This is a genomic window from Nonomuraea rhizosphaerae, from assembly GCF_019396405.1.
Taxonomy (GTDB): Bacteria; Actinomycetota; Actinomycetes; order Streptosporangiales; family Streptosporangiaceae; genus Nonomuraea; species Nonomuraea rhizosphaerae.
Genome location: NZ_JAHKRL010000373.1, coordinates 17,161 through 42,154 on the forward strand (window position 1 = coordinate 17,161; position 24,994 = coordinate 42,154).

The 24,994-nt window shown below is 71.1% G+C and carries 27 protein-coding genes; 16 read left to right on the plus strand and 11 right to left on the minus strand.

All coding sequences use genetic code 11. The features are described from left to right. Positions 1-17: 17 nt before the first annotated feature. Complete coding sequence (locus KME77_RS18905) at positions 18-2,024, minus strand: PhoX family protein (protein ID WP_219469459.1); 2,007 nt, start codon at positions 2,022-2,024, stop codon at positions 18-20. 168 nt (positions 2,025-2,192) lie between these two features. On the opposite strand from KME77_RS18905, the gene KME77_RS18910 reads away from it, so the two are divergent. Beyond that, entirely contained in the window at positions 2,193-2,630 is a 438-nt protein-coding gene (locus KME77_RS18910) for a sterol carrier family protein (RefSeq protein ID WP_219469382.1), read from the plus strand. 23 nt (positions 2,631-2,653) lie between these two features. Here KME77_RS18910 and KME77_RS18915 read toward each other — a convergent pair whose 3' ends face one another. Further along, the gene (locus tag KME77_RS18915) at positions 2,654-4,060 is read right to left on the minus strand and encodes a DUF4190 domain-containing protein (RefSeq protein ID WP_219469384.1); all 1,407 of its coding nucleotides are present in this window, start codon (positions 4,058-4,060) and stop codon (positions 2,654-2,656) included. Between the two features lie 142 nt (positions 4,061-4,202). Here KME77_RS18915 and KME77_RS18920 point away from each other — a divergent pair, with 142 nt between their 5' ends. The 4 genes from KME77_RS18920 to purM all read left to right on the plus strand — a co-directional run bounded on the left by KME77_RS18920 (position 4,203) and on the right by purM (position 8,039). After that, on the plus strand, positions 4,203-4,670 hold the full coding sequence (locus KME77_RS18920) for a MarR family winged helix-turn-helix transcriptional regulator (RefSeq protein WP_219469387.1): 468 nt from the start codon (positions 4,203-4,205) through the stop codon (positions 4,668-4,670). 111 nt (positions 4,671-4,781) lie between these two features. Further along, on the plus strand, positions 4,782-5,528 hold the full coding sequence (locus tag KME77_RS18925) for an SDR family NAD(P)-dependent oxidoreductase (RefSeq protein ID WP_219469390.1): 747 nt from the start codon (positions 4,782-4,784) through the stop codon (positions 5,526-5,528). Between the two features lie 58 nt (positions 5,529-5,586). Further along, positions 5,587-7,023, plus strand: coding sequence for an amidophosphoribosyltransferase (purF, locus tag KME77_RS18930; protein ID WP_219469392.1), 1,437 nt, complete (start codon positions 5,587-5,589; stop codon positions 7,021-7,023). Continuing rightward, positions 7,020-8,039, plus strand: a complete 1,020-nt coding sequence (gene purM / locus KME77_RS18935; RefSeq protein ID WP_219469396.1) for a phosphoribosylformylglycinamidine cyclo-ligase — start codon at positions 7,020-7,022, stop codon at positions 8,037-8,039. The genes purF and purM overlap by 4 nt, the downstream gene beginning before the upstream one ends. A 356-nt stretch (positions 8,040-8,395) precedes the next feature. On the opposite strand, the gene KME77_RS18940 is transcribed toward purM, so the two are convergent. Further along, positions 8,396-8,614, minus strand: a complete 219-nt coding sequence (locus KME77_RS18940; RefSeq protein WP_219469399.1) for a DUF3073 domain-containing protein — start codon at positions 8,612-8,614, stop codon at positions 8,396-8,398. A gap of 152 nt (positions 8,615-8,766) precedes the next feature. Continuing rightward, on the minus strand, positions 8,767-9,846 hold the full coding sequence (locus tag KME77_RS30355; RefSeq protein WP_219469402.1) for a Glu/Leu/Phe/Val family dehydrogenase: 1,080 nt from the start codon (positions 9,844-9,846) through the stop codon (positions 8,767-8,769). 251 nt (positions 9,847-10,097) lie between these two features. Here KME77_RS30355 and KME77_RS18950 point away from each other — a divergent pair, with 251 nt between their 5' ends. Next, positions 10,098-10,961, plus strand: coding sequence for a DUF8083 family protein (locus KME77_RS18950; RefSeq protein WP_219469406.1), 864 nt, complete (start codon positions 10,098-10,100; stop codon positions 10,959-10,961). 322 nt (positions 10,962-11,283) lie between these two features. Beyond that, a complete protein-coding gene (gene bldC / locus KME77_RS18955) occupies positions 11,284-11,487 on the plus strand; it encodes a developmental transcriptional regulator BldC (protein ID WP_013133571.1) in 204 nt (67 codons plus the stop codon). A gap of 245 nt (positions 11,488-11,732) precedes the next feature. On the opposite strand, the gene KME77_RS18960 is transcribed toward bldC, so the two are convergent. Then, on the minus strand, positions 11,733-12,392 hold the full coding sequence (locus tag KME77_RS18960; RefSeq protein WP_308250768.1) for a TetR/AcrR family transcriptional regulator: 660 nt from the start codon (positions 12,390-12,392) through the stop codon (positions 11,733-11,735). Positions 12,393-12,538: 146 nt separating this feature from the next. Between KME77_RS18960 and KME77_RS18965 the strand changes: the two genes are divergently transcribed. From KME77_RS18965 to KME77_RS18980, 4 genes are all read left to right on the plus strand, one after another. Continuing rightward, positions 12,539-13,588 carry a LacI family DNA-binding transcriptional regulator gene (locus KME77_RS18965; RefSeq protein ID WP_281424186.1) on the plus strand — a complete coding sequence of 350 codons (1,050 nt, stop codon included), beginning with the start codon at positions 12,539-12,541 and terminating at the stop codon, positions 13,586-13,588. Between the two features lie 96 nt (positions 13,589-13,684). Next, positions 13,685-13,933: a hypothetical protein gene (locus tag KME77_RS18970; RefSeq protein WP_219469412.1), complete on the plus strand. Its 249-nt coding sequence runs from the start codon at positions 13,685-13,687 to the stop codon at positions 13,931-13,933. 28 nt (positions 13,934-13,961) lie between these two features. Further along, positions 13,962-14,789, plus strand: coding sequence for an N-acetylmuramoyl-L-alanine amidase (locus KME77_RS18975; protein WP_219469415.1), 828 nt, complete (start codon positions 13,962-13,964; stop codon positions 14,787-14,789). Continuing rightward, positions 14,786-16,384, plus strand: a complete 1,599-nt coding sequence (locus KME77_RS18980; RefSeq protein ID WP_219469417.1) for a beta-N-acetylhexosaminidase — start codon at positions 14,786-14,788, stop codon at positions 16,382-16,384. The genes KME77_RS18975 and KME77_RS18980 overlap by 4 nt, the downstream gene beginning before the upstream one ends. 23 nt (positions 16,385-16,407) lie before the next feature. Here KME77_RS18980 and KME77_RS18985 read toward each other — a convergent pair whose 3' ends face one another. Further along, positions 16,408-17,190 carry a nucleotidyltransferase domain-containing protein gene (locus KME77_RS18985; RefSeq protein ID WP_219469421.1) on the minus strand — a complete coding sequence of 261 codons (783 nt, stop codon included), beginning with the start codon at positions 17,188-17,190 and terminating at the stop codon, positions 16,408-16,410. Between the two features lie 53 nt (positions 17,191-17,243). Between KME77_RS18985 and KME77_RS18990 the strand changes: the two genes are divergently transcribed. Further along, complete coding sequence (locus KME77_RS18990; protein WP_308250769.1) at positions 17,244-18,356, plus strand: epoxide hydrolase family protein; 1,113 nt, start codon at positions 17,244-17,246, stop codon at positions 18,354-18,356. A gap of 10 nt (positions 18,357-18,366) precedes the next feature. Here KME77_RS18990 and KME77_RS18995 read toward each other — a convergent pair whose 3' ends face one another. After that, positions 18,367-19,419 (minus strand): quinone-dependent dihydroorotate dehydrogenase, encoded by a 1,053-nt coding sequence (locus KME77_RS18995; protein WP_219469427.1) that lies wholly within the window; start codon positions 19,417-19,419, stop codon positions 18,367-18,369. A 34-nt stretch (positions 19,420-19,453) separates the two neighbouring features. Here KME77_RS18995 and KME77_RS19000 point away from each other — a divergent pair, with 34 nt between their 5' ends. After that, positions 19,454-19,828: a tautomerase family protein gene (locus KME77_RS19000; protein ID WP_219469430.1), complete on the plus strand. Its 375-nt coding sequence runs from the start codon at positions 19,454-19,456 to the stop codon at positions 19,826-19,828. On the opposite strand, the gene KME77_RS19005 is transcribed toward KME77_RS19000, so the two are convergent. Further along, positions 19,825-20,490, minus strand: a complete 666-nt coding sequence (locus tag KME77_RS19005) for a hypothetical protein (RefSeq protein WP_219469433.1) — start codon at positions 20,488-20,490, stop codon at positions 19,825-19,827. The genes KME77_RS19000 and KME77_RS19005 overlap by 4 nt on opposite strands. Before the next feature lie 89 nt (positions 20,491-20,579). On the opposite strand from KME77_RS19005, the gene lpdA reads away from it, so the two are divergent. Then, positions 20,580-21,959 (plus strand): dihydrolipoyl dehydrogenase, encoded by a 1,380-nt coding sequence (lpdA, locus tag KME77_RS19010; protein ID WP_219469436.1) that lies wholly within the window; start codon positions 20,580-20,582, stop codon positions 21,957-21,959. 63 nt (positions 21,960-22,022) lie between these two features. Here lpdA and KME77_RS19015 read toward each other — a convergent pair whose 3' ends face one another. Beyond that, the gene (locus KME77_RS19015) at positions 22,023-22,412 is read right to left on the minus strand and encodes a bacteriocin fulvocin C-related protein (protein ID WP_219469439.1); all 390 of its coding nucleotides are present in this window, start codon (positions 22,410-22,412) and stop codon (positions 22,023-22,025) included. Between the two features lie 87 nt (positions 22,413-22,499). On the opposite strand from KME77_RS19015, the gene KME77_RS19020 reads away from it, so the two are divergent. Both KME77_RS19020 and KME77_RS19025 read left to right on the plus strand, forming a co-directional pair. Next, on the plus strand, positions 22,500-22,886 hold the full coding sequence (locus tag KME77_RS19020; RefSeq protein ID WP_219469441.1) for a hypothetical protein: 387 nt from the start codon (positions 22,500-22,502) through the stop codon (positions 22,884-22,886). Between the two features lies 1 nt (position 22,887). After that, positions 22,888-23,463 carry a TetR/AcrR family transcriptional regulator gene (locus KME77_RS19025; protein WP_219469445.1) on the plus strand — a complete coding sequence of 192 codons (576 nt, stop codon included), beginning with the start codon at positions 22,888-22,890 and terminating at the stop codon, positions 23,461-23,463. 18 nt (positions 23,464-23,481) lie between these two features. Here the strand turns inward: KME77_RS19025 and KME77_RS19030 are convergent, their stop codons facing one another. Both KME77_RS19030 and KME77_RS19035 read right to left on the minus strand, forming a co-directional pair. Continuing rightward, positions 23,482-24,705 (minus strand): ABC transporter permease, encoded by a 1,224-nt coding sequence (locus tag KME77_RS19030; protein WP_219469449.1) that lies wholly within the window; start codon positions 24,703-24,705, stop codon positions 23,482-23,484. Beyond that, a partial coding sequence (locus tag KME77_RS19035; protein WP_219469452.1) for an ATP-binding cassette domain-containing protein occupies positions 24,702-24,994 on the minus strand: 293 nt, incomplete at its 5' end. The genes KME77_RS19035 and KME77_RS19030, both read right to left, overlap by 4 nt.

Genomic DNA, 24,994 nt, shown 5'->3' on the forward strand with positions numbered 1-24,994 from the left:
GCCGCAGGGTGGGGGCGTCAGGTGCCGATCTTCTTGCCCTGTTTGTGCCATACGACGGCGACCGACGGGCGCGGCTGGTCGCCGTCGGGCCAGTGGCTGGCCGGGCTCTCGGGGGTCGCGCCGTCCAGCTCGCCCGGGTGCTGCACCGCCACGAACACGCTGCGCTGGTCCTCGGTGACCATCGGGCCGCAGGTCTCCGCGCCGAGCGGGACCGTCAGGAACTGGCGCAGGTGGCCGCGGTCCCGGCCGCGCACGGGCATGACGAACATGCCGTCGTTGCTGCCGAGTTGGTTGCCGTCGGTAGAGATCCACAGGTTGCCGTCGCGGTCGAAGGCCACGTTGTCCGGGCACGAGATCGGCGAGACCTTGGTCTTGTCGTACCCGGCGAAGTAGGTGGCCGGGTCGTTCGGGTCGCCGCAGACCAGCGGCAGCGACCAGGCGAACGTCGTGGCGGCCGCGTCGTCGCGCCGCTCGACCAGCTCCAGCACGTGGCCGTGCTTGTTGGAGGCGCGCGGGTTGGCCTCGTCGACCTGGGCGGCGGTGCGGTTGGTGTTGTTGGTCAGCGCCACGTACACGCCGCCGGTGACCGGGTTGCGCTCCATGTCCTCGGGGCGGTCCATCTTGGTGGCCCCGGCCTTGTCGGCGGCGACGCGGGTGTAGACGAGCACCTCGACGGCGGACATGCCGTCCACGTACGACTTGTTGCCCGAGACCAGCGGGATCCACTCGCCCGAGCCGTCGAACGAGCCGTCGGCGGGCAGCTTGCCGGTGCCGTCGATCTCGGCCTGCGGGCTGTCGCCGGTGAATTTGGCGACGTACAGGGTGCCCTCGTCGAGGAGATCCCGGTTGTGCCGATCAAACCCGGGGATATACCGATTTTTCGAGACAAACTTGTAGATGTACTCGAAGCGGGCGTCATCCCCCATGTACACGACCAGGCGGCCGTCGCGCGCCAGCGTCGTGGTGGCGGCCTCGTGCTTCATCCGGCCCAGCGCGGTCCGCTTGATCGGCGTCGAGTCCGGGTCGAACGGGTCGATCTCCACGACCCAGCCGAACCTGTTGCACTCGTTCGGGTGCTTGGCCAGGTCGAAGCGCTCCTCCACGCGGTCGAACCTGCGGTTGGTCGCCGGCACGCCGGTCGTGATCGTGTAGCGGGCGACGTACGGGAGCTGCGCAGCGGGGACCTTGTCGCCGTTGATGAAGTACTGGTCGACGTTCTCCTCGGCGGTCAGCACGGTCCCCCACGGGGTGGAGCCGCCGGAGCAGTTGCTCAGCATGCCGACGGGCCTGCGGCCCTGCGGGTCGGCGGCGGTCCGCAGCGGTTCGGCGCCGGCGGCCGGGCCGCTGAAGCGCATGGGCGTCTGGGCGGTGATCCGCCGGTTGTAGCGCCTGCGGCCGTTGGTGACCAGCTTCCACTGGCCGGTCGAGCGTACGCGCTCGATCTCGACGACCGAGCCGCCGTGCGCGGCGAGCGCGATCCTGATCTGCTCCTCGGTGGCGGCGGCGCCGGTCGTGTAGCCGCGGAACATCAGGTTCTCGTTGGTGTACTCGTGGTTCACCCAGAGCAGGCCACGGTTGCCGCCCATGGGGAAGAACGTGACGAAGTCGCAGTTGTAGCCGAACTGCTTGGCCTGCGCCTCGGCGCTCTGGCCGTCGAAGGCGAACGCGGGCGCGTCGGCCGTCACAGGGTCGCCCCAGCGCGCCACCACGGCGCTCACGTAGCCGTCGGGGACGCGGAGCGCGTCGTCCTTGTTCGGCGGCACGGGGGTGAAGCGGAGGTCGCCCTGGCTCTGGCCGTGGCCGCGGCTCAGCGTCTCCGAGGGGTCGGAGGGGTCCGCCAGGGCCGATGCGGCCGACACGGCGCCGGCCACGCCCGCGCCCGCCACCACCGCGCCGAGGGCGCCCGCGCGGAGCACGCCTCTGCGGGACAGCGCCTCGGTGACCACGTCGCCGAAGTAGGTGTTCTCACTGCCGTTCGCCACGTCGTGGGCGCAGGCGTTGCCGCACCTGAACCGGCACGTCATCGCCGATCGGCCGGATCTGTGCGGGGTGAGCAGCGGTAGCAGCCGAATCGCCACGGGTCCTCCAAACGCATTGCGGTCTTACGGCCGTGAACGCTACGACCGCCGTCGGAACCGCGGGTGAACGACGACCTCCGACCCGATGAACGCTTTCCGCGACACAATGGGCGGGTGCCCTCACGGAAACCGGATCCGGAAAAACTGCGCGCCGCGCTGGACGCCCAGCTCGTGTCGCTGGACGAGCCGCCGTACGACGGACCGGCCTCCGCGCTGGCCGACGCGCTGGTCGCGGCCGTGCTCGCCGCGTACGAGCGGGGGCTGAAGCCGGAGCGCGACGCGGCCAGGCAGGCGGTCCGGCACCTGCTCGACCGGCTGGCCACGGCCGCTCCCGGCCGGACCGTGGAGGTGCGGGTGCCGCCGTACGCGGCCGTGCAGGCCGTCGAGGGGCCGCGGCACACGCGTGGCACTCCCCCGAACGTGGTGGAGATGGACGGGCGGACCTGGATCGAGCTGGCGGTCGGGCGGCTCACGTGGGCGCAGGCCGTGGAGAGGGGCGCGGTCTCGGCGAGCGGCGCCCGCGCCGACCTGTCCGACTTCTTGCCGCTGTAAGCGGCTGTTTCGCGAAGGTTGCCTTATCCGGGCGACTGCCGCATCCAGGGGAACCTGTCCTCGAAGCAGCGGTCGGCGAGCCGGCCCGGGAGCTGGGCGCAGTCCTGCACCACGTTGTAGAACCAGACCGCCACCACGGCGAAGACGATCAGCGCGAGAACGCTGAACACGATGCCCGCGATGGCGCGGCCCTTGCCGGCCCGCCGGTTGAGCGCCACGGCGCCGAAGACGATCGACAGGATCGCCGTGAGCAGGCCGGTGAAGCAGACGAACACCAGGAACGGGCTGGCCACCCCCAGCACCAGCGACGCGGTCGCCAGGCCGCTGCCCGGCCGCTGCTGCTGGTACGGGCCTCCCTGGTAGGGGCCTCCTTGGTACGGGGCGCCTTGGTACGGGCCGCCTGGCGGGGCGTGGACGCCTCCCCCGGGTGGGGGGCCGTAGCCGGGGCCACCCGCGCCGGGCGGGCCGCCGTACGGGCTGGAGGGCGAGGTTCCGGGCACCGTGGGCATGTCCTGGGTGTGCCGGGTCTCCGAGGCGGGCTGCCCGTACGTGTCCGAGGCGCCGTACTCCCTGGGACCGCCGTCGTACGGTGAACCGCCGGGCGGCGTGAACGACGCCCCCCGCGACGGCCCCTGCGACGAATCCCGCGCGGACTCATGTGCGGACTCCGGCGCCGACCTCTGCGCGGACTCGGGCGCGGACTCGGGTGCGGCCTCGGGTGCGGCCTCGTGCGCCGGCCGCTGCGCGACCCCGTGCGCGGCCCCCAGAGGCGACGCCAGGGGGTCGCCGTGCGGCGAACTGGGCGAGGCGCCGGCCGACGCCGCTGTGTCGTCCGGCGAGGCGTCGGGCCCCATGCCGGCGTGCCACGGAGAGCGCGGCGTGCCGTACGGCGGAGTGTCGGACGACGAGCGCATGCCGGACGGTGAGGCGTCGCGCTCCATGCCGGCAGGCGGCGAGGTCGGCGGGTCGTAGCGTGACGGCGGCGGTGAGGTCGGCGCGCCCGGCTCCGCCCCTTCGTCGTCCCACCCGGGGTACGACGGCTGCCCGAAGACGACCGTGCGCTCGGCGTCCGGCTCCCTGGCGGTCGGGCTCGGCGTCTCCGGCGATCCCGGCAGGTCCGGGTGATGCGGTGTCCACGGATCCCCCTCGGGCCCCGGCGCGCCGTCCGGACGCGGATCACCCTCCGGACGCGGCTCGGGCGGCACGATCGGCGGCGCGGGCGCGATCGGCTCCTCGGTCCCGCGAGGCTCGACCGGCCCCGCCGTCCCACGGTCCTCGTACCTGCGAGGCTCACCCCTGCGGGGTTCGTCCTGATCGTCGGGAGCCGGACGGGCGGGGGCCGGGCCGTCGGGCGCCGGGCCCTCCTCGCTCCACCAGGGGGTGGGGTCGTCGGTGTGCGGTGGCTGGTTCGGGTCCCCAGGTGTGGTCACGTCTGCGTCTCCCGACGGGTCTGCATGCCGGATACCTCACCTTTTCGCGCCCGCGATCCCCGCCCCGGCGCGACACGGTAAGCGCCCGCTCATCCTTGGGTCACCATGCGCCCAAGCGGCAGGCGAAGGGCAGGATGAGGGCATGCTGGAAGAGACCCTGACCTACGCGCTGATCATCGCCATGAAGCAGAAGCGTCACCGGATGGCCGCGGCGATGGCCCCGCTCGGGCTGCACGTCGGCCAGGAGTTCCTGCTGAACAAGCTCTGGCACGAGGACGGCCTCACCCAGAGCGAGCTGATCGCCCGGCTCGGGGTCGAGCCGCCGACGGTGACGAAGACCATCCAGCGCCTGGAGAGGGCCGGTTTCCTGCGGCGTTCGCGGGACGCCGACCGGCCGAGGGTGAGCCGCGTGTGGCTGACCGACGCGGGCAGGGCCCTGCGCGAGCCCGTGGAGCGGATCTGGGCCGAGCTGGACGAGGAGCTGGTGAACGGGCTCGGCGAGGAGGAGCGCGAGCTGCTGGCCGGCGTGCTGGAACGCGCCGTGCGCCGGTCACCGCACGCCCCGAAGCACACCACGAAGCACGCCCCGGAGCGCGCCACGGGCCGGTAGTCCCAGCAGTCCAGGCGAATCTTTCACTCCCAGCGAAATCGGCTTGCCAATCGGCCACCCCTTCAACTTAGCTGGCTAATTAGTCGGCTAAAAAACAACTTGGGAGTCATCATGCATGTCCTCGTAACAGGCGGCTCGTCCGGCATCGGCGCCGCCACAGCGGTCGCCTACGGCTCCATGGGAGCCCGCGTCACCATCACCTACAACTCCGGCGCCGACCGCGCCGCCGAGGTGGTCAAGCGGGTGCACGAGGCCGGCGGCGAGGCCACCGCGGTCCGTCTCGACCTGGAGGACCACGACACCATCGCCGCCGCGGCGTGGGCGGCCGGGCCGGTGGACGCCCTGGTCGCCAACGCCGTGCGGTGGGGCACGATCATGCCGAACAGCGTCCCCTTCGAGGAGGTCCCGGCCGAGGAGTGGACCGCCGCCCTGCACGCGAACGTGGTCGGCAACGCCCTGCTCGTCCAGGCGGTGCTGCCCGCCATGCGGAGGAACGGTTTCGGGCGGATCGTGTTCGTCTCGTCGGGCGCGGCGGAGGAGGGCCTGCCCGGCCCCGGCGCGTACGGCACCGCCAAGGCGGCCCTGCACGGCATGTGCCGCGCCCTGGCCTGGCAGGCGGGCAAGGACGGCGTCCTGGTGAACGTGGCCGTCGCGGGCCTCACCGTGACCGAGCGCGAACGCCCGGTGTCCCAGGACCTCCTGGACACGATCGCGTCCCACACTCCCACCGGCAGGCTCTCGACGGCCGAGGACATGGCGGCGCTCATCGTCTTCCTCGGCTCGGCCGCGAACCGTAACATCACCGGCGAACTCATCCGCGACGGCTCCAACGCCGGAAGATCGTCGCACGTCCTCTGAGTGGCTGTTCAGCCCCCGGGTGTGCGAGCAGGGAAGCGACCGACCTAGACTGAAGCATGTGCTGAAAGGCGACGGCCGGCTCGGCCATGACCTGGACCCCCAAGACCGCGCTCCCCAAGACGCCTGTGGCGTCTTCGGCGTATGGGCGCCTGGCGAGGAAGTCTCCAAACTCACCTACTACGGGCTGTACGCGTTGCAGCACCGCGGGCAGGAGTCCGCGGGCATCGCGGTCAGCGAGGGCAGCCGCATCCTCGTGTACAAGGACATGGGCCTGGTGGCCCAGGTCTTCGACGAGTCGGTGCTGGGCACCCTCAGGGGCCACCTGGCCATCGGCCACTGCCGCTACTCCACGACCGGTTCGAGCGTGTGGGAGAACGCGCAGCCCACGCTGAGCTCCACCGACGTGGGCGGTCTCGCGCTGGCCCACAACGGCAACCTGATCAACACCCCCGAGCTGGCCCAGCGGCTGGCTCCGGGGGCCACCCGGGCGACCACCGACACCGAGGTGCTCACCTCGCTGCTCGCCCAGGACCGCACCAGATCCATCGAGGACGCCGCCGCCGAGCTGCTGCCGCAGGTCAAGGGCGCCTACTCGCTGGTTTTCATGGACGAGAAGACCCTCTACGCGGCCCGTGACCCGCAGGGCATCCGCCCCATGGTCCTGGGCCGCCTGGAGCGGGGCTGGGTGGTGGCCTCCGAGACGGCGGCGCTCGACATCGTGGGCGCCACGTTCGTGCGCGAGATCGAGCCCGGCGAGATGCTCACGATCGACGAGCGCGGCGTCAGGTCGCGCAGGTTCGCTCTGGCCGAGCCCAAGGGCTGCCTGTTCGAGTACGTCTACCTGGCCCGTCCCGACACCACGATCGCCAGGCGCGGCGTCCAGGTGACCCGGGTCGAGGTCGGCCGCGTGCTGGCCCGCGAGCATCCCGTCGAGGCCGACCTGGTCATCCCGACCCCGGAGTCCGGCACGCCCGCCGCCGTGGGCTACGCCGAAGAGAGCGGCATCCCCTACGGCCAGGGCCTGGTGAAGAACTCGTACGTGGGCCGCACGTTCATCCAGCCCTCGCAGACCATCAGGCAGCTCGGCATCAGGCTCAAGCTCAACCCGCTGCGCGAGGTCGTGGAGGGCAAGCGGCTGGTCGTCGTGGACGACTCGATCGTGCGCGGCAACACCCAGCGCGCGATCGTCAGGATGCTGCGCGAGGCGGGCGCCGCCGAGGTGCACGTGCGCATCTCCTCGCCGCCCGTGGCGTGGCCGTGCTTCTACGGCATCGACTTCGCAACCAGGGCCGAGCTGATCGCGGGCTCGCTCACGGTCGAGGAGATCCGCGCCTCGCTCGGCGCCGACTCGCTGGGCTACATCTCGCTGGAGGGCCTGACCAAGGCCACGACGATCCCGGCCGAGCGCCTGTGCATGGCGTGCTTCAACGGCTCGTACCCGATCCCCATCGACCAGGACAACGTGGGCAAGTTCGTACTGGAGAGCAAGGCGTGACGACTTACGAGGCCGCCGGGGTCGACATCGAGGCGGGCGAGCGCGCCGTCGCGCTGATGAAGGACAAGGTGGCCCGCTCCCGCAGGCCCGAGGTGGTCGACGACGTCAGCGGCTTCGCCGGGCTGTTCGACGCCTCGGCGCTGCGCGGCTACGAGCGGCCGCTGCTGGCCAGCTCGACCGACGGCGTGGGCACCAAGGTCATGATCGCCCAGCGCTACGGCAAGCACGACACGATCGGGATCGACCTGGTCGGCATGGTCCTCGACGACCTGGTGGTGTGCGGGGCCGAGCCGCTGTTCATGACCGACTACATCGCCTGCGGCAAGGTCGTGCCCGAGCGGATCGCCGAGATCGTCGGCGGCGTGGCGGAGGGCTGCCGCCTGGCCGGTGCGGCCCTGGTGGGCGGCGAGACGGCCGAGCACCCGGGCGCGATGGGCCCCGACGAGTACGACCTGGCCGGCGCCGGCACGGGCGTGGTCGAGGCGTCGGCGATGCTCGGCCCGTCCAAGGTGCGGGCGGGCGACGCGGTGCTCGCCCTGGCCTCGTCGGGCCTGCACTCCAACGGCTACTCCCTGGTACGCCACGTGCTCAAGGACGTCCCGCTGGACGCCGACCTGCCCGAGCTGGCCCGGCCCCTGGGCGCCGAGCTGCTGGAGCCGACCCGTATCTACTCGCTCGACTGCCTGGCGCTGGCCCGCGCGGCCGAGGTCCACGCCTATGCCCACATCACGGGCGGCGGCATCGAGAACAACCTGTCCCGCTCGCTCCCCGGCCACCTGGACGCCGTCCTGGACCGGTCCTCCTGGACGCCGCCGCCCATCTTCGAGGTCCTGGCCGGGCACGGCGACATCGCCCAGCCCGACATGGACAGGACCTTCAACCTGGGGATCGGCATGGCCGCCGTCGTGGCGGCGGAGGCCGCCGACGAGTCGATCCGCCTGCTGGCCTCAAGGGGCCTGGACGCCTGGGTGCTGGGCGAGGTCGTCGAGGGCACCGGCCGGGCTGCCTACCGCTGAGCAGGGCCGCGGCCAGGCTGAAAGGGCTCCGGCCGCCGCCCGACACCCCAGACGGTCTCACCGTCTTGTCGCGGCGGCCGGCCCCGTGCGGGCTCAGCGGCCGTGTCCCTGGAGGTCCTCAGGCACGTACGGCGACTGGGTCTTGGCCGGCCTGCCGTAACGGAAAATCAGGCACGTCACACAGCGGACGCGCGCCACAGGACGGACCGGCCTGCCACCCACGACAGACCGGTCCGTCACAGAAGAAAAATGGGAACGAACGTCAAGGCTCCACTGCGGCGGATTGCCCGCCCAACAGAGAAATCGGCCCCCACGGATGGGTGCCGTGGGGGTGGACGCGTCAACCAGAAGGACGACTACTTACGACCCGAAGAACGGTCGTCGTCCTCGGCGCCGTACTCGTCGGCATAATCCGCGTAGCGATCAGCCAACTCGTCGCCGGGGTCGTCGTCGTTGTCGTTGGGGTCTCCGACCCCGAGTTCATCGCGAAGACGATCAAGATCCGTGCCACCGCTGTTGTACTTCAGCTGGCGAGCAACCTTGACCTGCTTGGCCTTTGCTCGGCCGCGCCCCATTGGCTCGACCCCCTCGTGTGGGGTCGTCCCCGACCCCTCGTCGCTAACGCACCACACACTGACGCCGCCTGACTTTGGGCGTCAGCCTATTCGTTCGCCTATTACCGTACCTGTTTTGTGCCCAGCTCGGTACGCCGTATGGGCGTGGGGAGTCACCGGCCCAGCCAAATGCCCCTAATACGCCCGACTTCCGACATTCTGCGCTCGGCTAGCCTATCCGCTGCGACCGCCGGAGGGACGCCCTCCTCGGCCGCTATCGCGAAGATCTTCAGAGTCGTGTCGTAGATCTGGGTCGCCTTGGCCCTGGCCCGATCCATGTTGAAGCCCTCGATCTCGTCGGCGACCTGGATGACGCCACCGGAGTTGACCACGTAGTCGGGCGCGTACAGGATGCCGCGCTCGTCGAGCTGCTTCTCCACGCCGGGATGGGCGAGCTGGTTGTTCGCCGCGCCGCACACGATCTTGGCGCGCAGCCTGGCCACCGTGTGGTCGTCCAGCGCGCCGCCCAGCGCGCACGGCGCGAACACGTCGATGTCGGCCATGGTCAGCGCGTGCGCGTCGGGCAGCACCTCGACCCCGGGATGGCGCTCGCGCACGCGCTCGACCGCCCTGGGGTCGACGTCGCACACGACCACGTCGGCGCCGTCCTCGCGCAGCAGGTCCACCAGCCGGTGGCCCACCTTGCCGACGCCCTCGACGCCGACGCGCCTGCCGCGCAGCGACGGCGTGCCGTACACGATCTCGGCCGAGGCCCGCATCCCCTGGAAGACACCGAACGAGGTCAGGATCGAGGAGTCACCCGCGCCGCCGTGGGCCAGGGTGCGGCCGGTCACGAAGCGCGACTCCCTGGCGATGACGTCCATGTCCTCGCTGTAGGTGCCCACGTCGCAGGCGGTGATGTAGCGCCCGCCGAGCGAGTCGACGAAGCGGCCGTACGCGCGAAGCAGCGCCTCGCTCTTGTCCTGGGCCGGGTCGCCGATGATGACGGCCTTGCCGCCGCCCAGGTCGAGGCCGGCCAGCGCGTTCTTGTAGGCCATGCCCTTGGCCAGGTTGAGCGCGTCGGCCAGAGCCTCCTGCTCGCCCGCGTACGGGTAGAACCTGGTGCCCCCCAGGGCCGGGCCGAGCGCGGTGTTGTGGATGGCGATGATGGCACGCAGGCCGCTCTGCTCGTCGGCGCAGAACACAACTTGCTCGTGGACGTCCTTGTGGGACGAGCCGAAGACGTCGGTCACGGTAGTGACTCCCTGTCCGGTCCGCCGCGCCTTTGCGGCGGAGATCACCTGTCAGCGTATTGACGTCCCGGTCGCCGCGCACGCGGACGAGGTCACGTGTGGGCGACGACACAGCGAATCCGGTCGGTTCGCGGCCGTCACCGTTCTTCTGCCCGTTGCGTGGCCGGGATCACGTGACGCCGAGCGGAAGAAGGACATCCGGCATGAGCCACAACGGTGCAAGCAGGTTGTCTTCATGACACGATGCCTCCGTGCTGCCCTATGCCGCTTACCTCCGGGTCTACGAGCCGCTGACCGCGTTCGGCGAGTCCGAGCGCAAGGTCTGGGCCGAGTACGCAGAGTCACGTGACCGCCCTCGGCGCGCCAACGCGCTCAACGCCGAGCACGACGAGGCCATCAGGCGGCTGCTCGGCACGCCTCCGCACCCGGCACCCGCCCAGGAGAGCCCCAACGCCTATCTGCGGCGCGTTGAGGACCGGTTGTACGTGTGCCCGTGGCAGACCCGGCTGCGGTCGTGGCTGGCGTTCTCAAGGCTCCGTGGCGGCACTCCCGTGAAGCTGATGGACCGGCTCGTCCCGAAGGCCATCGCCGAGCAGACGAGCGACGACTTCGACAAGTACAAGCGCGGCGGCGACTCCTCCGCCCTTCGCACGCACATCCGCACGACGGCGTGGCACGTGCCGCCGGCGTGGTTCGTGCCGTTCGACGGCAACGAGCGCTGGCTGGTGCTCGGCTCCTCCACCCCGGGCCAGGACGTGACCACCGCCACGGGGCGCAACCTCATCTACGTCACCTCGATGGCGCAGGCCAGGAGGCGTTCGGCCCGCGCCATGGGGGTGCTGCGCAAGCACCTGGGCGACGTGTCGGCCAACTTCGACGTCGAGGACGTGGCCCGCTGGCTGGAGGAGTTCCACCCGCACTCGCTGGTGGAGCTCGACTACGGCGGCCTGGTGCACCTCATGGACGACGACGCGTTGCAGGCCGACCAGTCCGTCGCGGAGCTCTCCGCCGCCCTCACGGGCCTGGACACGGGTCAAGAAGAGCTTGCCTACGCCATGTACCAGAGGGTGATCCTGCGCTGGAAGTCAATGCAACTCCTGGAATCATCCAACTGAGCCCCAATACAACCGTCTGACCTGCATAAGTAGGTCATGACTAGCGGCTGCTGTCTTCTGCGAACTGAGTAGTTTGCCGTTTTCACTGCGATACCACGAAACGTGTCGCTAGAATCACCGAGCGTGACATCGCCACGTGGGCGGGCAGTTGGGTCAAAGAAGGGCTCGCCAATCGCTCTGCGTGGCGGTATGGTCACTTCGGGTGATGCCGCATATGGCCCAGAAAAGCCGCACGCTCTGGGCTATAGGGGGACATCCGTGACACGCGCAAAGGGAGTCACAGGATCGCTGAGCCGGTCCGCACGGAGGAGAGGCCGCACAAATGTCAGCTCGTACACCCGAGGCCGAGCCGCTGCTCACGCCCGCCGAGGTCGCGACCATGTTCAGGGTCGACCCCAAGACCGTCACGCGGTGGGCCAAGGCAGGCAAGTTGACGTCGATTCGTACCCTCGGCGGTCACCGTCGTTACCGGGAGACCGAGGTCAGGGCACTGCTGGCGGGCATTCCGCAGCAGCGCTCGGAGTAGCCGGGGTCGTCACGAACCTCAGGGGGGTTGAACGGTGGGCCGTGTCAGGACGGCCCGGTCCACCTCGGTGACGACGTCAAGTCGTAAGTGGGGAGTTGGCGCCGCCCGCCCGGCGCCATCCTTCCCTCGTTGTCACGATCGGTAGCGATCAGTGACGAATGTCGGGGTCACGGTCCGTGACGCTTCAGGACGTCACGATGCGTGACGGCGACGAAGGTACGGTTTTGTGCCCAGCGGGTGAGCGGTTACCGCCCCGCGGTGAGCATGTCGAGCAGGCCGCGCACGTCCTCGTCGTAGCCAGCGGCCACTCCGAGCAGCGCCACCATGTGGTCGACCAGCATCTTCTCCAGCGCCGGGCGCTCGATGTCACGATGCTCCAGCCAGTCGAGCCCCGCCGTCTCCACGGAGGCGATCCACGACCTGAGCGTCGTGCGCAGCACCGGGCTCGGCCGCTCGACCCCCATCTGCCGTTGGATTAAACGGAACAGCCGCTGCCGGACGCCCTCCACGATCTCGCCGACGTCGCCCGCCCGGTTGGCGGGGCCGCCGCGCAGCAGCGCCGCGAACCCGGCCGCGTGCTCCTCGACGAAGTCGAAGTAGCGCCCGAGCCCCAGGGCCAGCTCGTCGATCGGCCGGCCGCCGCCCTGCGGGCGCAGCCGCGACTCCAGTTGCTCGGCCGCGCTCCTCAGCGCGGCCACGTAGAGCTCCTGCTTGCCGCCGAAGTAGTGGTAGACGAGCGCTCGCGACGCCCCCGCCGCCGAGGCCACGTCGTCGATCGAGACGTCCTCCGCGTCACGGGTGCTGAAGAGCTCCAACGCCGCCGCCATGAGCTCCTCGCGACGACGGTCCACGCTGAGCCTGCGCCGCGCCGGTCGTGCCGTCTCGGCTGACTTCCCGGGTGTCACATCAGCACAGTATCCGACGGCGTGCCCAATAGCGGACATGTAGCCGACCGGTCAATATCAGCCTTCCCTAACCTGAAGCCGTACCCTGCGGCGAACTCGATCGTTTGGTCAGACAGGTGCCCAACTTCGCATCGCGGGGGAGACACATGTCAGGACCGCCCGTCAACACTTCAACCATCACCGAGCTCCGAGAGGTAGACGCGGTGCCTCGGCCAAGACCCACCATCCGCAACGTCGCCGAACGAGCCGGCGTCTCGAAATCGCTGGTGTCGCTCGTACTGCGCGGATCCCCGCACGTGAGCGAGCACCGGCGGCAAGCCGTGCTGCAAGCGGCCCGCGAGCTCGGCTACCGCCCCAACGCGGTGGCCCGCAGCCTCGTCGAGGGCCGCACTCACCTGGTCGGCGCGCTCGTAGCCGATCTGCACAACCCGTTCTACGCCGAGTTCCTCGACGGTCTGCAGGAGAGCCTGCACGGCGACGGACTGCGCATGCTGATCGGCAACAGCCAGTGGGACCCAGCGTTCGAGGACGAAGCCGTGGAGGCGTTCTTAGAACTCAGGGTCGACGGGCTGGTGCTGCTCGGCATCGCGCCGACCAGCGAGACGCTGATCGAGGCGACCTCCTACACGCCCACGGTCGTCGTAGGGGAACGTGACATAGAGCTCGAAGGAGTCGACATCGTCGTCGACGACGACCAGCTCGGCGCCCGCCTGGCCATCGACCACCTGGTCGAGCACGGCCACAAGCGGATCGCGCACATCGAGGGCGCGCGCTCGTCGCGCTGCGAGGGCTACCTCGTGGCGATGCGCAGGCACTCGCTGGCGCCGTACATCATGGTCGAAGCCGCGGAGTCGACCGAGGAGGACGGCCGTCAGGCCGCCCTCGCCCTGCTCAACCGCGATCCCAGGCCCACGGCGATCTTCGCCGCCAACGACGTGGTGGCGCTCGGCGTTCTGTCCGCCGCCGCGGAGCTGGGCCTGAAGGTGCCGGAGGACCTGTCGGTGGTCGGCTACGACAACACCCACCTGGCCGCCTCGCACCACATCTCGCTCACGTCGGTCGACCAGCCCCGCCGCACCATGGGACGGTCGGCGGCGGCACTGCTCAGCGACCGGATCGGAGATCCGGCCAAAGTCGCGCGCCTGCGCGAGGTGACCCCTGAGCTGATCGTACGACGGAGCACGGGTCCCGCCTAAGAGTGGGCCAAAGCTGGGTCAACCCGTGCGGCGGCGGCGCCGCACGGCGGTTTACTCATGAGGGTCATGCGAACGATCTGATCCGGGGGGACAGTCATGCGTGATCCCGAACTTGTGTCCTGCGCCCAGCGCGCGGCGGCCGAGCTCGAAAGGGCATGGGCGCACTGGCGCGCGGGCCGAGGCAGGGGCACCGACGTCGGCGCCGAGTCCGTGGCCAGCTACGTCGCCCATTCGCTCGACCATCCGTGGGGCCGTCCCCGCGTCGTGCTCGGCCTCGACGCCGAGGACGCCCGGGAGCTGGCCGCGCTGCTCGAACGGCAGGAGGTGGGCGAACGCGTCTGGTGAGGACCGCTGTTGACGTAAGTTGGAGGCCATGCGTGCTCTCCCAGCGTCAGTCCTCGCCGTCTGCGGCCTGATCGCCACCGCGTGCAGCGGCGCCGGCAGCGATGGCGCCGCCGCAGGTCAGGCGGCCCAGGCCGCCAACGCGGCCACGACGTCCGAACAGGCACCCGTTCCGGCCAAGCCCGAGGCGGCGGCCAAGCCGCTCGACGGCAAGGTCATCGTGATCGACCCCGGCCACAACGGCGGCAACTACCGCGCGCCCAAGGCCGTCAACCGCAAGGTCAACGTGCTGACCAAGTGGAAGCCGTGCGACACGACGGGCACGGAGACCAACAACCACTACACCGAGGCGGCCTTCACCTGGGACGTCTCCAACCGGATGCTCAAGATCCTGAAGAGCCGCGGCGCCACGGTGAAGCTGACCAGGGCCGACAACGACAGCGTCGGGCCGTGCATCACCCAGCGGGCCGCGATCGGCAACAAGGCCAAGGCCGACGCCGCGATCTCCGTGCACGCCGACGGCGCCGGCCCGGCCAACCACGGCTTCCACGTCATCATGCCGAAGAAGATCAACGGGCCGGTGGACCCGGTCGTGGGCAAGTCGCGTCAGCTCGGCGTGGCGGTGCGTGACTCGTTCAGGAAGGGCACCGGGCTGCCCTACTCCACCTACATCGGCAGCAAGGCCCTCGACTACCGCAGCGACCTGGGCGGACTCAACCTGTCGTCGGTGCCGAAGATCTTCGTCGAGTGCGGCAACATGCGCAACGCGGCCGAGGCGGCCAAGTTCCAGGACCCGAAGTTCCGGCAGCGGATCGCCCTGGCGCTCGCCAACGGATTGCAGCACTATCTCGAAGCATGATTCCTCGCTCTGACCTGTTTCGTGATCTTTCCGGTTCCTATGAGCTGACCTCCGGCGCCACCGTGTCCGGCCCCGCCGACCTGGTCGACGCCGTACGCCTCGCGCTGCCGGTGCTCGACCTGCGCCCCGGCGACTCGGGGGCCGTCGACCTGAGGCTCGACCCGGCGCTCGGCCCCGAGGCGTACCGGCTGACCGTGGGCTCGCGCGGCGTGGAGATCGCCGCGGGCGGCCGGTCCGGCGCTTTCTACGCGGGCCAGTCGCTGCACCAGTTGCTGCCGCCCTCCTCCTACCGCTTCTCGGCGGGCACGGCGTGGAACGTGCCGGGGGTGCGGATCGAGGACGCGCCCCGCTTCTCCTGGCGCGGCCTGCACCTGGACGTGGCCCGGCACTTCTTCCCCAAGCGTGAGGTGCTGCGGCTGCTCGACCTGATGGCCGTGCACAAGCTGAACCGGCTGCACCTGCACCTGGTGGACGACCAGGGCTGGCGGGTGGAGAGCAGGGCGTACCCGCTGCTGCACGAGATCGCCTCGCACCGCGCGCGTACGGCCACCAACTTCTCCCGCGACCCCGAGTCCTACGACGAGATCCCGCACGGCGGCTACTACTCGCTGGAGGACCTGGCGGAGATCGGCGCGTACGCGCGGGCCAGGGCGGTCACCGTCGTGCCGGAGATCGACGTGCCGGGCCACGCGCAGGCGATCCTGACGGCCTACCCGGAGTTCGGCTCGTCCGACGACCGCTGGCAGGTGCTGGAGCGCTGGGGCATCACCCGGGCGATCCTGTCGCCGAAGCCGCCGACGGTCGAGTTCCTGACGGCGATCTTCGACGAGCTGATCGGCGCGCTCGGCGAGACCCCCTACGTCCACATCGGCGGCGACGAGGTGGTGCTCGACCACTGGGCCGAGTCCAAGGAGATCACCGCCTACCGCGACTCGCTGGGCCTGTCGTCGAACGGCGAGCTGCAGGCGTGGTTCCTGCGCAGGCTCGCCGACGTGCTGGCCGAGCGGGGCGCGCGGGCGGTGGTGTGGGACGAGGCGTTCGTCAGCGGTGAGCTGCGGCCCGACACGCTGGTGATGCCGTGGCGCGGCATGGGCGTGGGCCGGCGCGCGGCCGCGGCGGGGCACGACGTGATCGCGACGCCGGTGTTCCCGCTGTACTTCGACTACGCCGAGTCGGCCTCGGCGGACGAGCCGATGGCGATCGGCGACGCGATCACCGTCGCCGACGTGGCGGCCTTCTCCCCCGTCCCGGACGACTGGACGCGGGAGGAGCGGGTGCGGGTCGTCGGCGCCCAGGCGCAGCTCTGGAGCGAGCGCATCCCCGACCCCCGCACGCTCGACTACCGGACGTGGCCGCGGGCGTGCGCGCTGGCGGAGGTGACGTGGTCGGGCTCGGCGGGCGACGACTTCCCGGCCCGCCTGGACGAGCATCTCGGGCGGCTCGACGCGCTCGGGGTGGAGTACCGGCCGCTCGACGGGCCGCGGCCGTGGCAGCGGCGCCGGCCGCACCGGCCCGGCAAGGTGCCCGTCTCCGAGGTGATGAAGCGCCTGAACGCGATGACCCACGACGCGGAGTCGACCAAGCCGACCGTGTGACGTGATCGAGCCTCCGGTGTGCCTCAGCCCTCCAGCACCATGCCCATGAAGGCCAGCAGGTCGGCCCGGCGGCGCAGGCGGTTGCGGTACACCGGGGGCCCGCCCAGCCTGATCCGCAGCGCCTCGCGGACGATCGGGTGCCAGCGCTCGTCGTAGGTCTCCAGCGCGTACCGGGCCGCCGCGGTCTTCGAGGTCACCTCGCCGGCCGCGAGCGTGTGACGCAGGCGGGTGACGCCGAGCGCGCCCCAGGTGGTCATGTAGTCGCTCAGCACGGCCACGCCCCAGAGGGACGGCAGCCGCGAGGCGCGCCGCACCCAGGCGGTCCAGTACGTCGCCAGGTTGTGCCGGGTCTGCCCGGCCAGCTTGTCCCAGTCGGTGTGGACGCCCAGGCCGGCGGCCGACGGCCCGCGCACGGCCACGCCGCCCTGGGCCAGGAGGTGCCAGGTGACCAGGCCGCGCTCCCCTCGGCTCGACCCGTCCACCTTCCAGTCGTGGGCCGAGGGGCCGGCGGGCGTCTCGTCGGGGTCCTTGCGCAGGTCGTCCCAGGTGACGTACACGCCGTCGAAGTTCGGCCTGGCCCCGTTGCGTCGCCGCAGCTCGGCATGGACGGTCCTGAGCGCGGCGACGTCCGGCGGACGGCCGACGACGGCCACGAAGTCGACGTCGCTCACCGCCGGGTGGTAGTCGCCGAGCGCGATCGAGCCCGACAGGTACAGGCCCTCGATCAGGCCGGGGGCGTGGCGATCGGCCAGTTCGAGATAGTTCCGGCAGAGACGGGCGGGTATCTCGTGCGGATCGTTCGCCATCCGGGCACCCTAGCAACGGCATGGCTTCGCCCCGGCGGGAAAGGTCATCAGAGGTGACGCCATTCCTGATCGACGTTCCCGAGTCCGACCTGGCCGACCTGCGGGCGCGGCTGAGGAACACCCGCTGGCCGGAGCCCGAGACGGTGCCGGACGAGTCCCAGGGCGTCCCGCTGGCCTACCTGCGGGAGCTGTGCGGCTACTGGGCCGGCCTGTACGACTGGCGGCGGGCGGAGGCGCGGCTCAACGCCTTCCCGCAGTTCCGGATGGAGATCGGCGGCCTCGGCATCCATCTCCTGCACGTACGCTCCCCGCACCCGTCCGCGACCCCGCTGGTCATGACGCACGGCTGGCCCGGGTCGGTGATCGAGTTCCTCGACGTCATCGGGCCGCTGACCGACCCGGCGGACCCGGCGGACGCCTTCCACGTCGTCTGCCCCTCGCTGCCCGGCTACGGCTTCAGCGACAAACCCGCCCGCGCCGGCTGGGGCATCGAGCGCGTCGCCGACGCGTGGGCGGAGCTGATGGACAGGCTCGGGTACGAGCGGTACGGCGCGCAGGGCCACGACTGGGGCACCAGCGTCAGCACCTTGCTGGCGCGGCGGCATCCGGAGCACGTCATCGGCATCCACCTGGTGCCGCCCCTGGCCGCTCCCGGCGACGCGATCACCGAGGCCGAGCGGTCGGCGCTGGCCGAGCTGAGGCAGGCCGGGGAGCAGGGCGACGGCTACAACCTGATGCAGTCCACCCGGCCCCAGACCATCGGGTACGCGCTGGTGGACTCCCCCGCCGCGCTGTGCGGGTGGATGGCGGAGAAGTTCCTCGCCTGGTCCGATCCCCGCAGCGAGCTGAGCAGGGACGCGATGCTCGACAACGTCTCGCTCTACTGGCTGACCGCCACGGGCGCGTCGTCGGCGCGCCTGTACTGGGAGAGCTTCAAGCAGGTGCGGACCTGGTTCACCGAGTCGAACCCGGACACGGTCGACGTGCCCACCGGCGCGTCGATCTTCCCCAAGGAGCTGCCCCGGCCCTCGCGCCGCTGGGCGGCCCGGCGTTTCACCGACCTCCGCCACTGGAACGAGCTGGACAGGGGCGGCCACTTCGCCGCCCTTGAGCAGCCCAAGCTGTTCGTGGACGAGGTCCGCGCCTTCTTCCGCCTGCTCCGCTGAGGCACGTGCCTCAGGCCGTGCGGCCGATCGCCTCGGTGATCGACTTCATGCCGTGCCGCCGGACCCGGCGGGCGAGCCGGCGGTGGATGCGCGAGGCCCACAGCGGCCCGCCGTAGATCCACCCCGTGTACCCCTGCACCAGGGTGGCCCCGGCGAGCAGGCGCTCCCACACGTCGTCCACGTCCTCCACCCCGCCCACCGACACCAGCGTGAGCCGGTCGCCGGCGCGGGCCCGCAGGCGGCGCAGCACCTCCAGCGAGCGGGCCTTGAGCGGCCGGCCCGACAGCCCGCCGGTCTCGCCGCCGTGCCTGATCGTGGTGTTGGTCGCGATGATCCCGTCCAGCCCCAGCTCCAGGGCCAGGTCGGCGACCGCGTCGACGTCCTCGTCGGCCAGGTCGGGGGCGATCTTCACCAGCAGCGGGGTACGGCGCGGCGTGCCGTCGGCGACGTCCTTGACCGAGGCGAGCAGCGGCCGCAGCTTCGAGACGGCCTGAAGGTCGCGCAGGCCGGGCGTGTTGGGCGAGCTGACGTTGACCACGAGGTAGTCGGCGAGCGCGGCCAGTTCCTTGGCACTGGCCACGTAGTCGGCGGCGGCCTCGGACTCGGGCACCACCTTGGTCTTGCCGATGTTCACCCCGATCACGACCGGGACGCCCCGGGTGCGGCGCAGGCGGCGCGAGGCGGCCACGGCCCCGGCGTTGTTGAAGCCCATCCGGTTGATCACCGCCTGGCCCGGCACCAGCCGGAACAGCCGCGGCCTGGGGTTGCCCGGCTGGGCGTGCGCGGTGATGGTGCCGACCTCGACGTGCCCGAACCCCAGGGCGGCCACGCCCTCGGCGCAGGCGGCGTCCTTGTCGAACCCGGCGGCCAGGCCCAGCGGCCCGGGGAAGTGCACGCCGAACGCGCTCACGCGCAGGACGGGGTCGCGCGGCGCGAGCGCTCGGTGAAGCAGCCGCTTGAGCAGGGGCAGCGCCGAGAGCAGCGCGAGGGCCCTGACGGTCAGGTGGTGCACGGCCTCGGCGTCGAAACGTCGCAAGACCTGCGTGAACACGAGGCGATACATCAGGGCTCAGGCTACATCTTCTACAGTGGCGGTCATGGCCCAGCTGAAGATCTACGGACGGCGCGACGTGTGGGCGGGGCGGCGGCGGGAGCTGTCGGACCTGCTGCAGTCGTGCCTGGTGAGCGCGTGGGGGCTGCCGGAGGACAAGCGCTTCCACCGCTTCCTGCTGCTCGACGCCGACGACTTCGTCTGCCCTCAGCGCAGCGACCAGTACCTGATCATCGAGGTCGTCTGCTTCACCGGCCGCAGCGACGACGCCAAGCGGGCGCTGATCCGGGCGATCTACGAGCGCTGCGGGCTGCCGCCCGAGGACGTGGAGATCACGATCATCGAGATGCCCAAGGTCAACTGGGGTATTCGCGGGGTTCCGGCGGACGAGCTGGCGCTGACGTACAAGGTGGAGGTCTAGCCGAGGGTGCCGAGCGCGAACGCGCCCGCGCCGATCGCCAGGGCCAGCGGGACGGCCCACCACCTCGGCGCCGGGCCGTCGCGCAGCACCTTGACGCCGAGCGGCACGAGCGCGACGCACAGGCCCACGGTCGCCACGATCGACATCGGGCCGGTGCCCTTCAGCACACCGATCGGCAGCGCGGACATCAGGCCCAGCGCGAGCGCCCGCGCGAGGCCGAGCGTGCCGGCCCGCCACAGGCCGATCGCCAGCACGATCCAGCCGAAGAACAGTGCCACGCTGAGCGAGGCGAAGACGTGGAAGGCTCCGTACGAGTCCGCCACCGCGTTACGGGCGGCCGAAAGTCCCTGCACGGAGACGAGCTGGAACGCCAGATGGCTGATCCCGGCGTGGAACGTGCGCTCGAAGAGCCCGAGCAGCACCATCGCCGCGCCCCACGGCGCGACCCGGGCCAGCCGCAGCACGCCGGGCCAGAGCAGCACGTTGCCCGCCGCGAAGCAGCTGTAGGAGGCGGTCATCAGCGCGGGCTCCGCGGCGAAGGCCGCGAGCTGGCTCGGGAAGAAGCCGTCGTACGGCAGGCGCAGCAGCACGCCCGCGAGCATGAGGACGGGGGCCGCGGTGAGGCTGACGCCCTCCGCCCAGCGTCCGGGGAATTCGGTCATGCCCCGATCCAACCGGGGCGCGCGGAGCCGGTCATTGGCGCAGGGGCGAGGGTCAGGGGTAGACCTGGGTGGACGGTATCGTCCGACGCATGAGCACTCACTATGACGTCGTCGTTCTCGGCGCGGGTCCCGGAGGTTACACGGCTGCGGTCCGCGCCGCCCAGCTCGGGCTGCGCACAGCGGTCGTCGAGGAGAAGTACTGGGGTGGCGTCTGCCTGAACGTGGGCTGCATCCCGTCCAAGGCGCTGTTGCGCAACGCGGAGCTCGCCCATATTTTCCACAGCGAGGCCAAGACCTTCGGCATCAGCGGCGAGGTCAGCTTCGACTACGGCGCCGCCTTCCAGCGCAGCCGCAAGGTGGCCGACGGCCGGGTCAAGGGCGTCCACTACCTGATGAAGAAGAACGCCATCAAGGAGTACGACGGCCGCGGCACGTTCCTGGACGCCAACACCATCCAGGTCAACGACGAGACCATCACCTTTGCCCACTGCATCATCGCCGCCGGCGCCACCACCAGGCTGATCCCCGGCACGTCGCTGTCGGAGCGGGTGGTGACGTACGAGGAGCAGATCATGACCGACCAGCTCCCGGGCAGCGTCATCATCGCGGGCGCGGGCGCGATCGGCGTGGAGTTCGCGTATGTGCTGCACAACTACGGCGTCAAGGTGACGATCGTCGAGTTCCTCGACCGCATGGTGCCGCTGGAGGACGAGGAGGTCTCCGCCGAGCTGGCCAAGCGCTACAAGCGGCTCGGCATCGAGGTGCTCACCTCCACCCGGGTGGACGGCATCGACGACACCGGCTCCTCGGTCAAGGTCACCGTCACCCGCAACGACCAGCAGCAGGTGCTGGAGGCCGACAAGGTCATGCAGGCCATCGGGTTCGCGCCGCGGGTGGACGGCTACGGCCTGGAGAAGACCGGCGTGGCGCTCACCGACCGGGGCGCGATCGCCGTGGACGGCCGGTGCCGCACGAACGTGCCGCACATCTTCGCCATCGGCGACGTCACCGCCAAGCTCATGCTGGCGCACGCGGCCGAGGCCATGGGCATCATCGCGGCCGAGACGATCGGCGACGCGGAGACCATGGAGCTCGACTACGTGATGATCCCGCGGGCCACCTACTGCCAGCCGCAGGTGGCCAGCTTCGGCTACACCGAGGCGCAGGCCCGCGACCTGGGGTACGACGTGAAGGTCGTCAAGTTCCCGTTCACCGCGAACGGCAAGGCGCACGGCCTCGGCGACTCGACCGGCTTCGTCAAGATCATCAGCGACAACCAGTACGGCGAGCTGCTCGGCGCGCACCTGATCGGCCCCGAGGTGACGGAGCTGCTGCCGGAGCTGACGCTGGCCCAGCAGTGGGACCTGACGGTGCACGAGGTGGCGCGCAACGTGCACGCGCACCCGACGCTCGGCGAGGCGGTCAAGGAGGCGATCCACGGCCTCGCGGGCCACATGATCAACATGTAGGGGCGTGGCCCCGGGCGGCTCGGGGCCTCACCCGCCTGGCGCGGCTCGCCTTCCCGGCCTGCCTCACCTGATCGAGCAGGATCCCCCGGGCGGGCCGAGCGTCGCGAACAGGTCGTGCGCCTCGTCCGCCCCGAACGCCGCGACGGCCCTGCCGCCGAGCGCGTCGAGCTTGTCGCGGTCGAACGGCCGGTCCTGCCGATGGACCTCCGGTACGAGAACCTGCGCGTCGGCTATGACGTGCCGCTGCTCGGCCGACAGGTCGGGGTGCCCGTCGAGGTAGTGGCCGAAGTGCTCCGTCCACAGCCGGGCCTTGGTGTCGGGCGTGAGCCGCCGGTAGATCGCCTTGCGATAGGCGAAGGAGAACGTGCTGTACTCCGCGTAGGTGCGCGGAAGCCGGTCGCTGTTGGCCTGAACCCAGGCGTGGGCTTCGTCCCACTCGTTGTCTGAAGTCATCTTCCGCCCAGTACAGCACGGTGACCGCCGGGCCTGCCATCGAGTTATGCCTTGCAGAAAATTACTCACCTGTATAACTTTACTCGCATGGATAACAAGACTTGGGCTCCGGTCCGGATCCTCTTCGTCGTCATGCTCGTGATCTCCCTGCTCGCCCTCGCCGTCGCGGGCGTCGTCGGCGGTGACTGGGTGGTGTGGGTGCGAGGCGTCGCCGTCGCCGCGGCCGCCGCCTGGCTCATCACGCTGACCGGCCGCGCCGCCGAAGGACACCTGCCCGCCTACGTCCGCATCCGCTTCATCGCCACCATCGCGCCCATCGGCATCCTGCTGATCGTGGCCGTCCCCTCCAGCGGCTACCCGGCGTGGATGCGGGTCGAGCAGGCCCTGGTCGGAGTGCTGCTGGCGGCCGTCGCCGTGATCGTCAACCGTCGTGCCGTACGACAGGCGTACCCCAAGCGTGGCAAGCTCGGGTGACATGCAGACAGCTCGCCGCGCCGCGACCGAGGCACGCAGGGCGCAGATCGCGCAGGCCACGATCGCCGTCCTGGCCCGGCGCGGGTACGCCGCCACCACGTTCGAGGCCATCTGCGAGCACGCGGGGCTCAGCAGCAAGCGGCTGATCTCCTACCATTTCTCCACCAAGGACGAGCTGCTGGCGGCCGTCGTGCGCAAGGTGATCGAGGACGCCGCCGCCTTCATGCGGCCCGCGCTCGACGCCGCCGGCGGGGTGCGCGACCTGCTCCAGGCCTACATCAGGTCGAACGTGGCCTTCGTCGCCGCCCATCCCGACCACGTGCGGGCCGTGCAGCAGATCGCGCTCAACGCCGCCGCGGCCGGGGGGCAGGAGGCCGACGAGGGGGTGGCCCGGCTGGTGGCGATGTTCGACGACGGGCAGCGTACGGGGGCGTTCCGGGCGTTCGACTCGACGATCATGGCCGCCACGGTGCGGGCGGCGCTCGACGTGGTGGCCGAGCGGCTGGTCAGGGGGCTGGATCCGGAGCTGTGCGCGGACGAACTGGCCGAGACGTTCGACCGGGCCACCCGCCCGTGACTTTCGGGTGGGCGGGTCTCAGGTGGTGGTCAGGGCCACCGTCGGGGACAGGCGGGCGGCTCGCACGGCCGGGTAGAGTCCCGCGATCGTGCCGATGACCAGCGTGGCGGCGAGCGCGCCGCCGAGCGCCCACGGCGGCACCACGGCGGGCCAGCCGCGCGACATCGCGTAGACCGTGGTGGCCAGCGCCCCGAGCACCGCCCCCACCACCCCGCCCAGCGCCGACAGCAGCAGCGACTCCGCCAGGAACTGCAGCCGCACCTGCCCCCGCGTCGCCCCGAGCGAGCGGCGCAGCCCGATCTCGCTGCGGCGCTCCAGCACCGAGATCACCATCGTGTTCGCCACGCCGACGCCGCCGACCAGGAGCGCGACCGCGCCGAGGCCGAGCAGCAGGTTCGTGAACGCGCCGGCCGCCGCCGCCTTGGCCGCCAGCGCGTCGGACGGCCTGCTGACCTGGACCTCCTCAGGGTTCTCCGGGTTCACGGTGCGCGGCAGCACCGCTCGTACGCCCTCCACCGACTCCTCCGACGACCGTTCGTACACCACGGACGGATGCCCGTCGAAGCCCAGCAGCTCCTGCGCGGCCGGGAAGCCGATCAGCGCCGACCGCTCGATCTCCGGCGCCAGCGGCATCGGCGTCAGGATGCCGGTCACCGTGAACCACCGGCCGCCGATCCACACCCGCACCCCGGTCCGGGTGATGCCGAGCGTCTCGGCGCTCTTGGAGCCGAGGACGACCACGGGCCGGCGTTCGGTGGCGGCGTTGAGCCAGACGCCCTTGGCGACGGCGCCCTCCAGCGTGTCCAGCAGCCCCACGGACGCCGCCTGTACGGCGATGCCGCCGGTCACGGCCACGGGGATGTGGTCGGTGCGCCGGATCGTGACGGTGGAGACCATCCCGGTGGCGGCGGCCGTACGGACCGGGCCGATGCGCCGGACCATGGCGACCGCGCCGGTGGGCAGCTCGGCGTTCTCGCCGAACATGGTCTGTCCCGCCGAGACGGTGAGCAGGTTGGTGCCGAGGCGGTCGAGCCGGCGCAGCAGCTGCTCCCGCGAGGAGGCCGAGATGCCGATCACCGCGATCATGGTCGCGATGCCGATGGCGATGCCGAGCGCGGACAGGATCACCCTGGTCGGGCGGGTGCTGAGCCCGGCCGCGCCGACCCGCAGGACGTCGGCCAGGCCCAGGCGGGCCGGGATCAGCCGGGCGCGGGGTGGCTTGGCGAGGGTCAGCCGGGTCATGCCGGGGCTCCGTTCGAGAGGTCGGCGACGATGTGGCCGTCGCGGAGTCTGACCTGGCGGTGGCACCAGGAGGCGACGTCGGCGTCATGCGTGATGACCGCGATCGTCGTACCGGCCGTGTGCAGGTCGCCCAGCACGGCCAGCACCTCCGCGCCCGAGGCGGAGTCCAGGTTGCCGGTCGGCTCGTCGGCCAGCAGCAGCGGCGGGTCGCCGGCCACGGCGCGGGCCACCGCGACCCGCTGCTGCTCGCCGCCCGAGAGCTGGTTCGGCCGGTGCCCGAGCCGGTGGC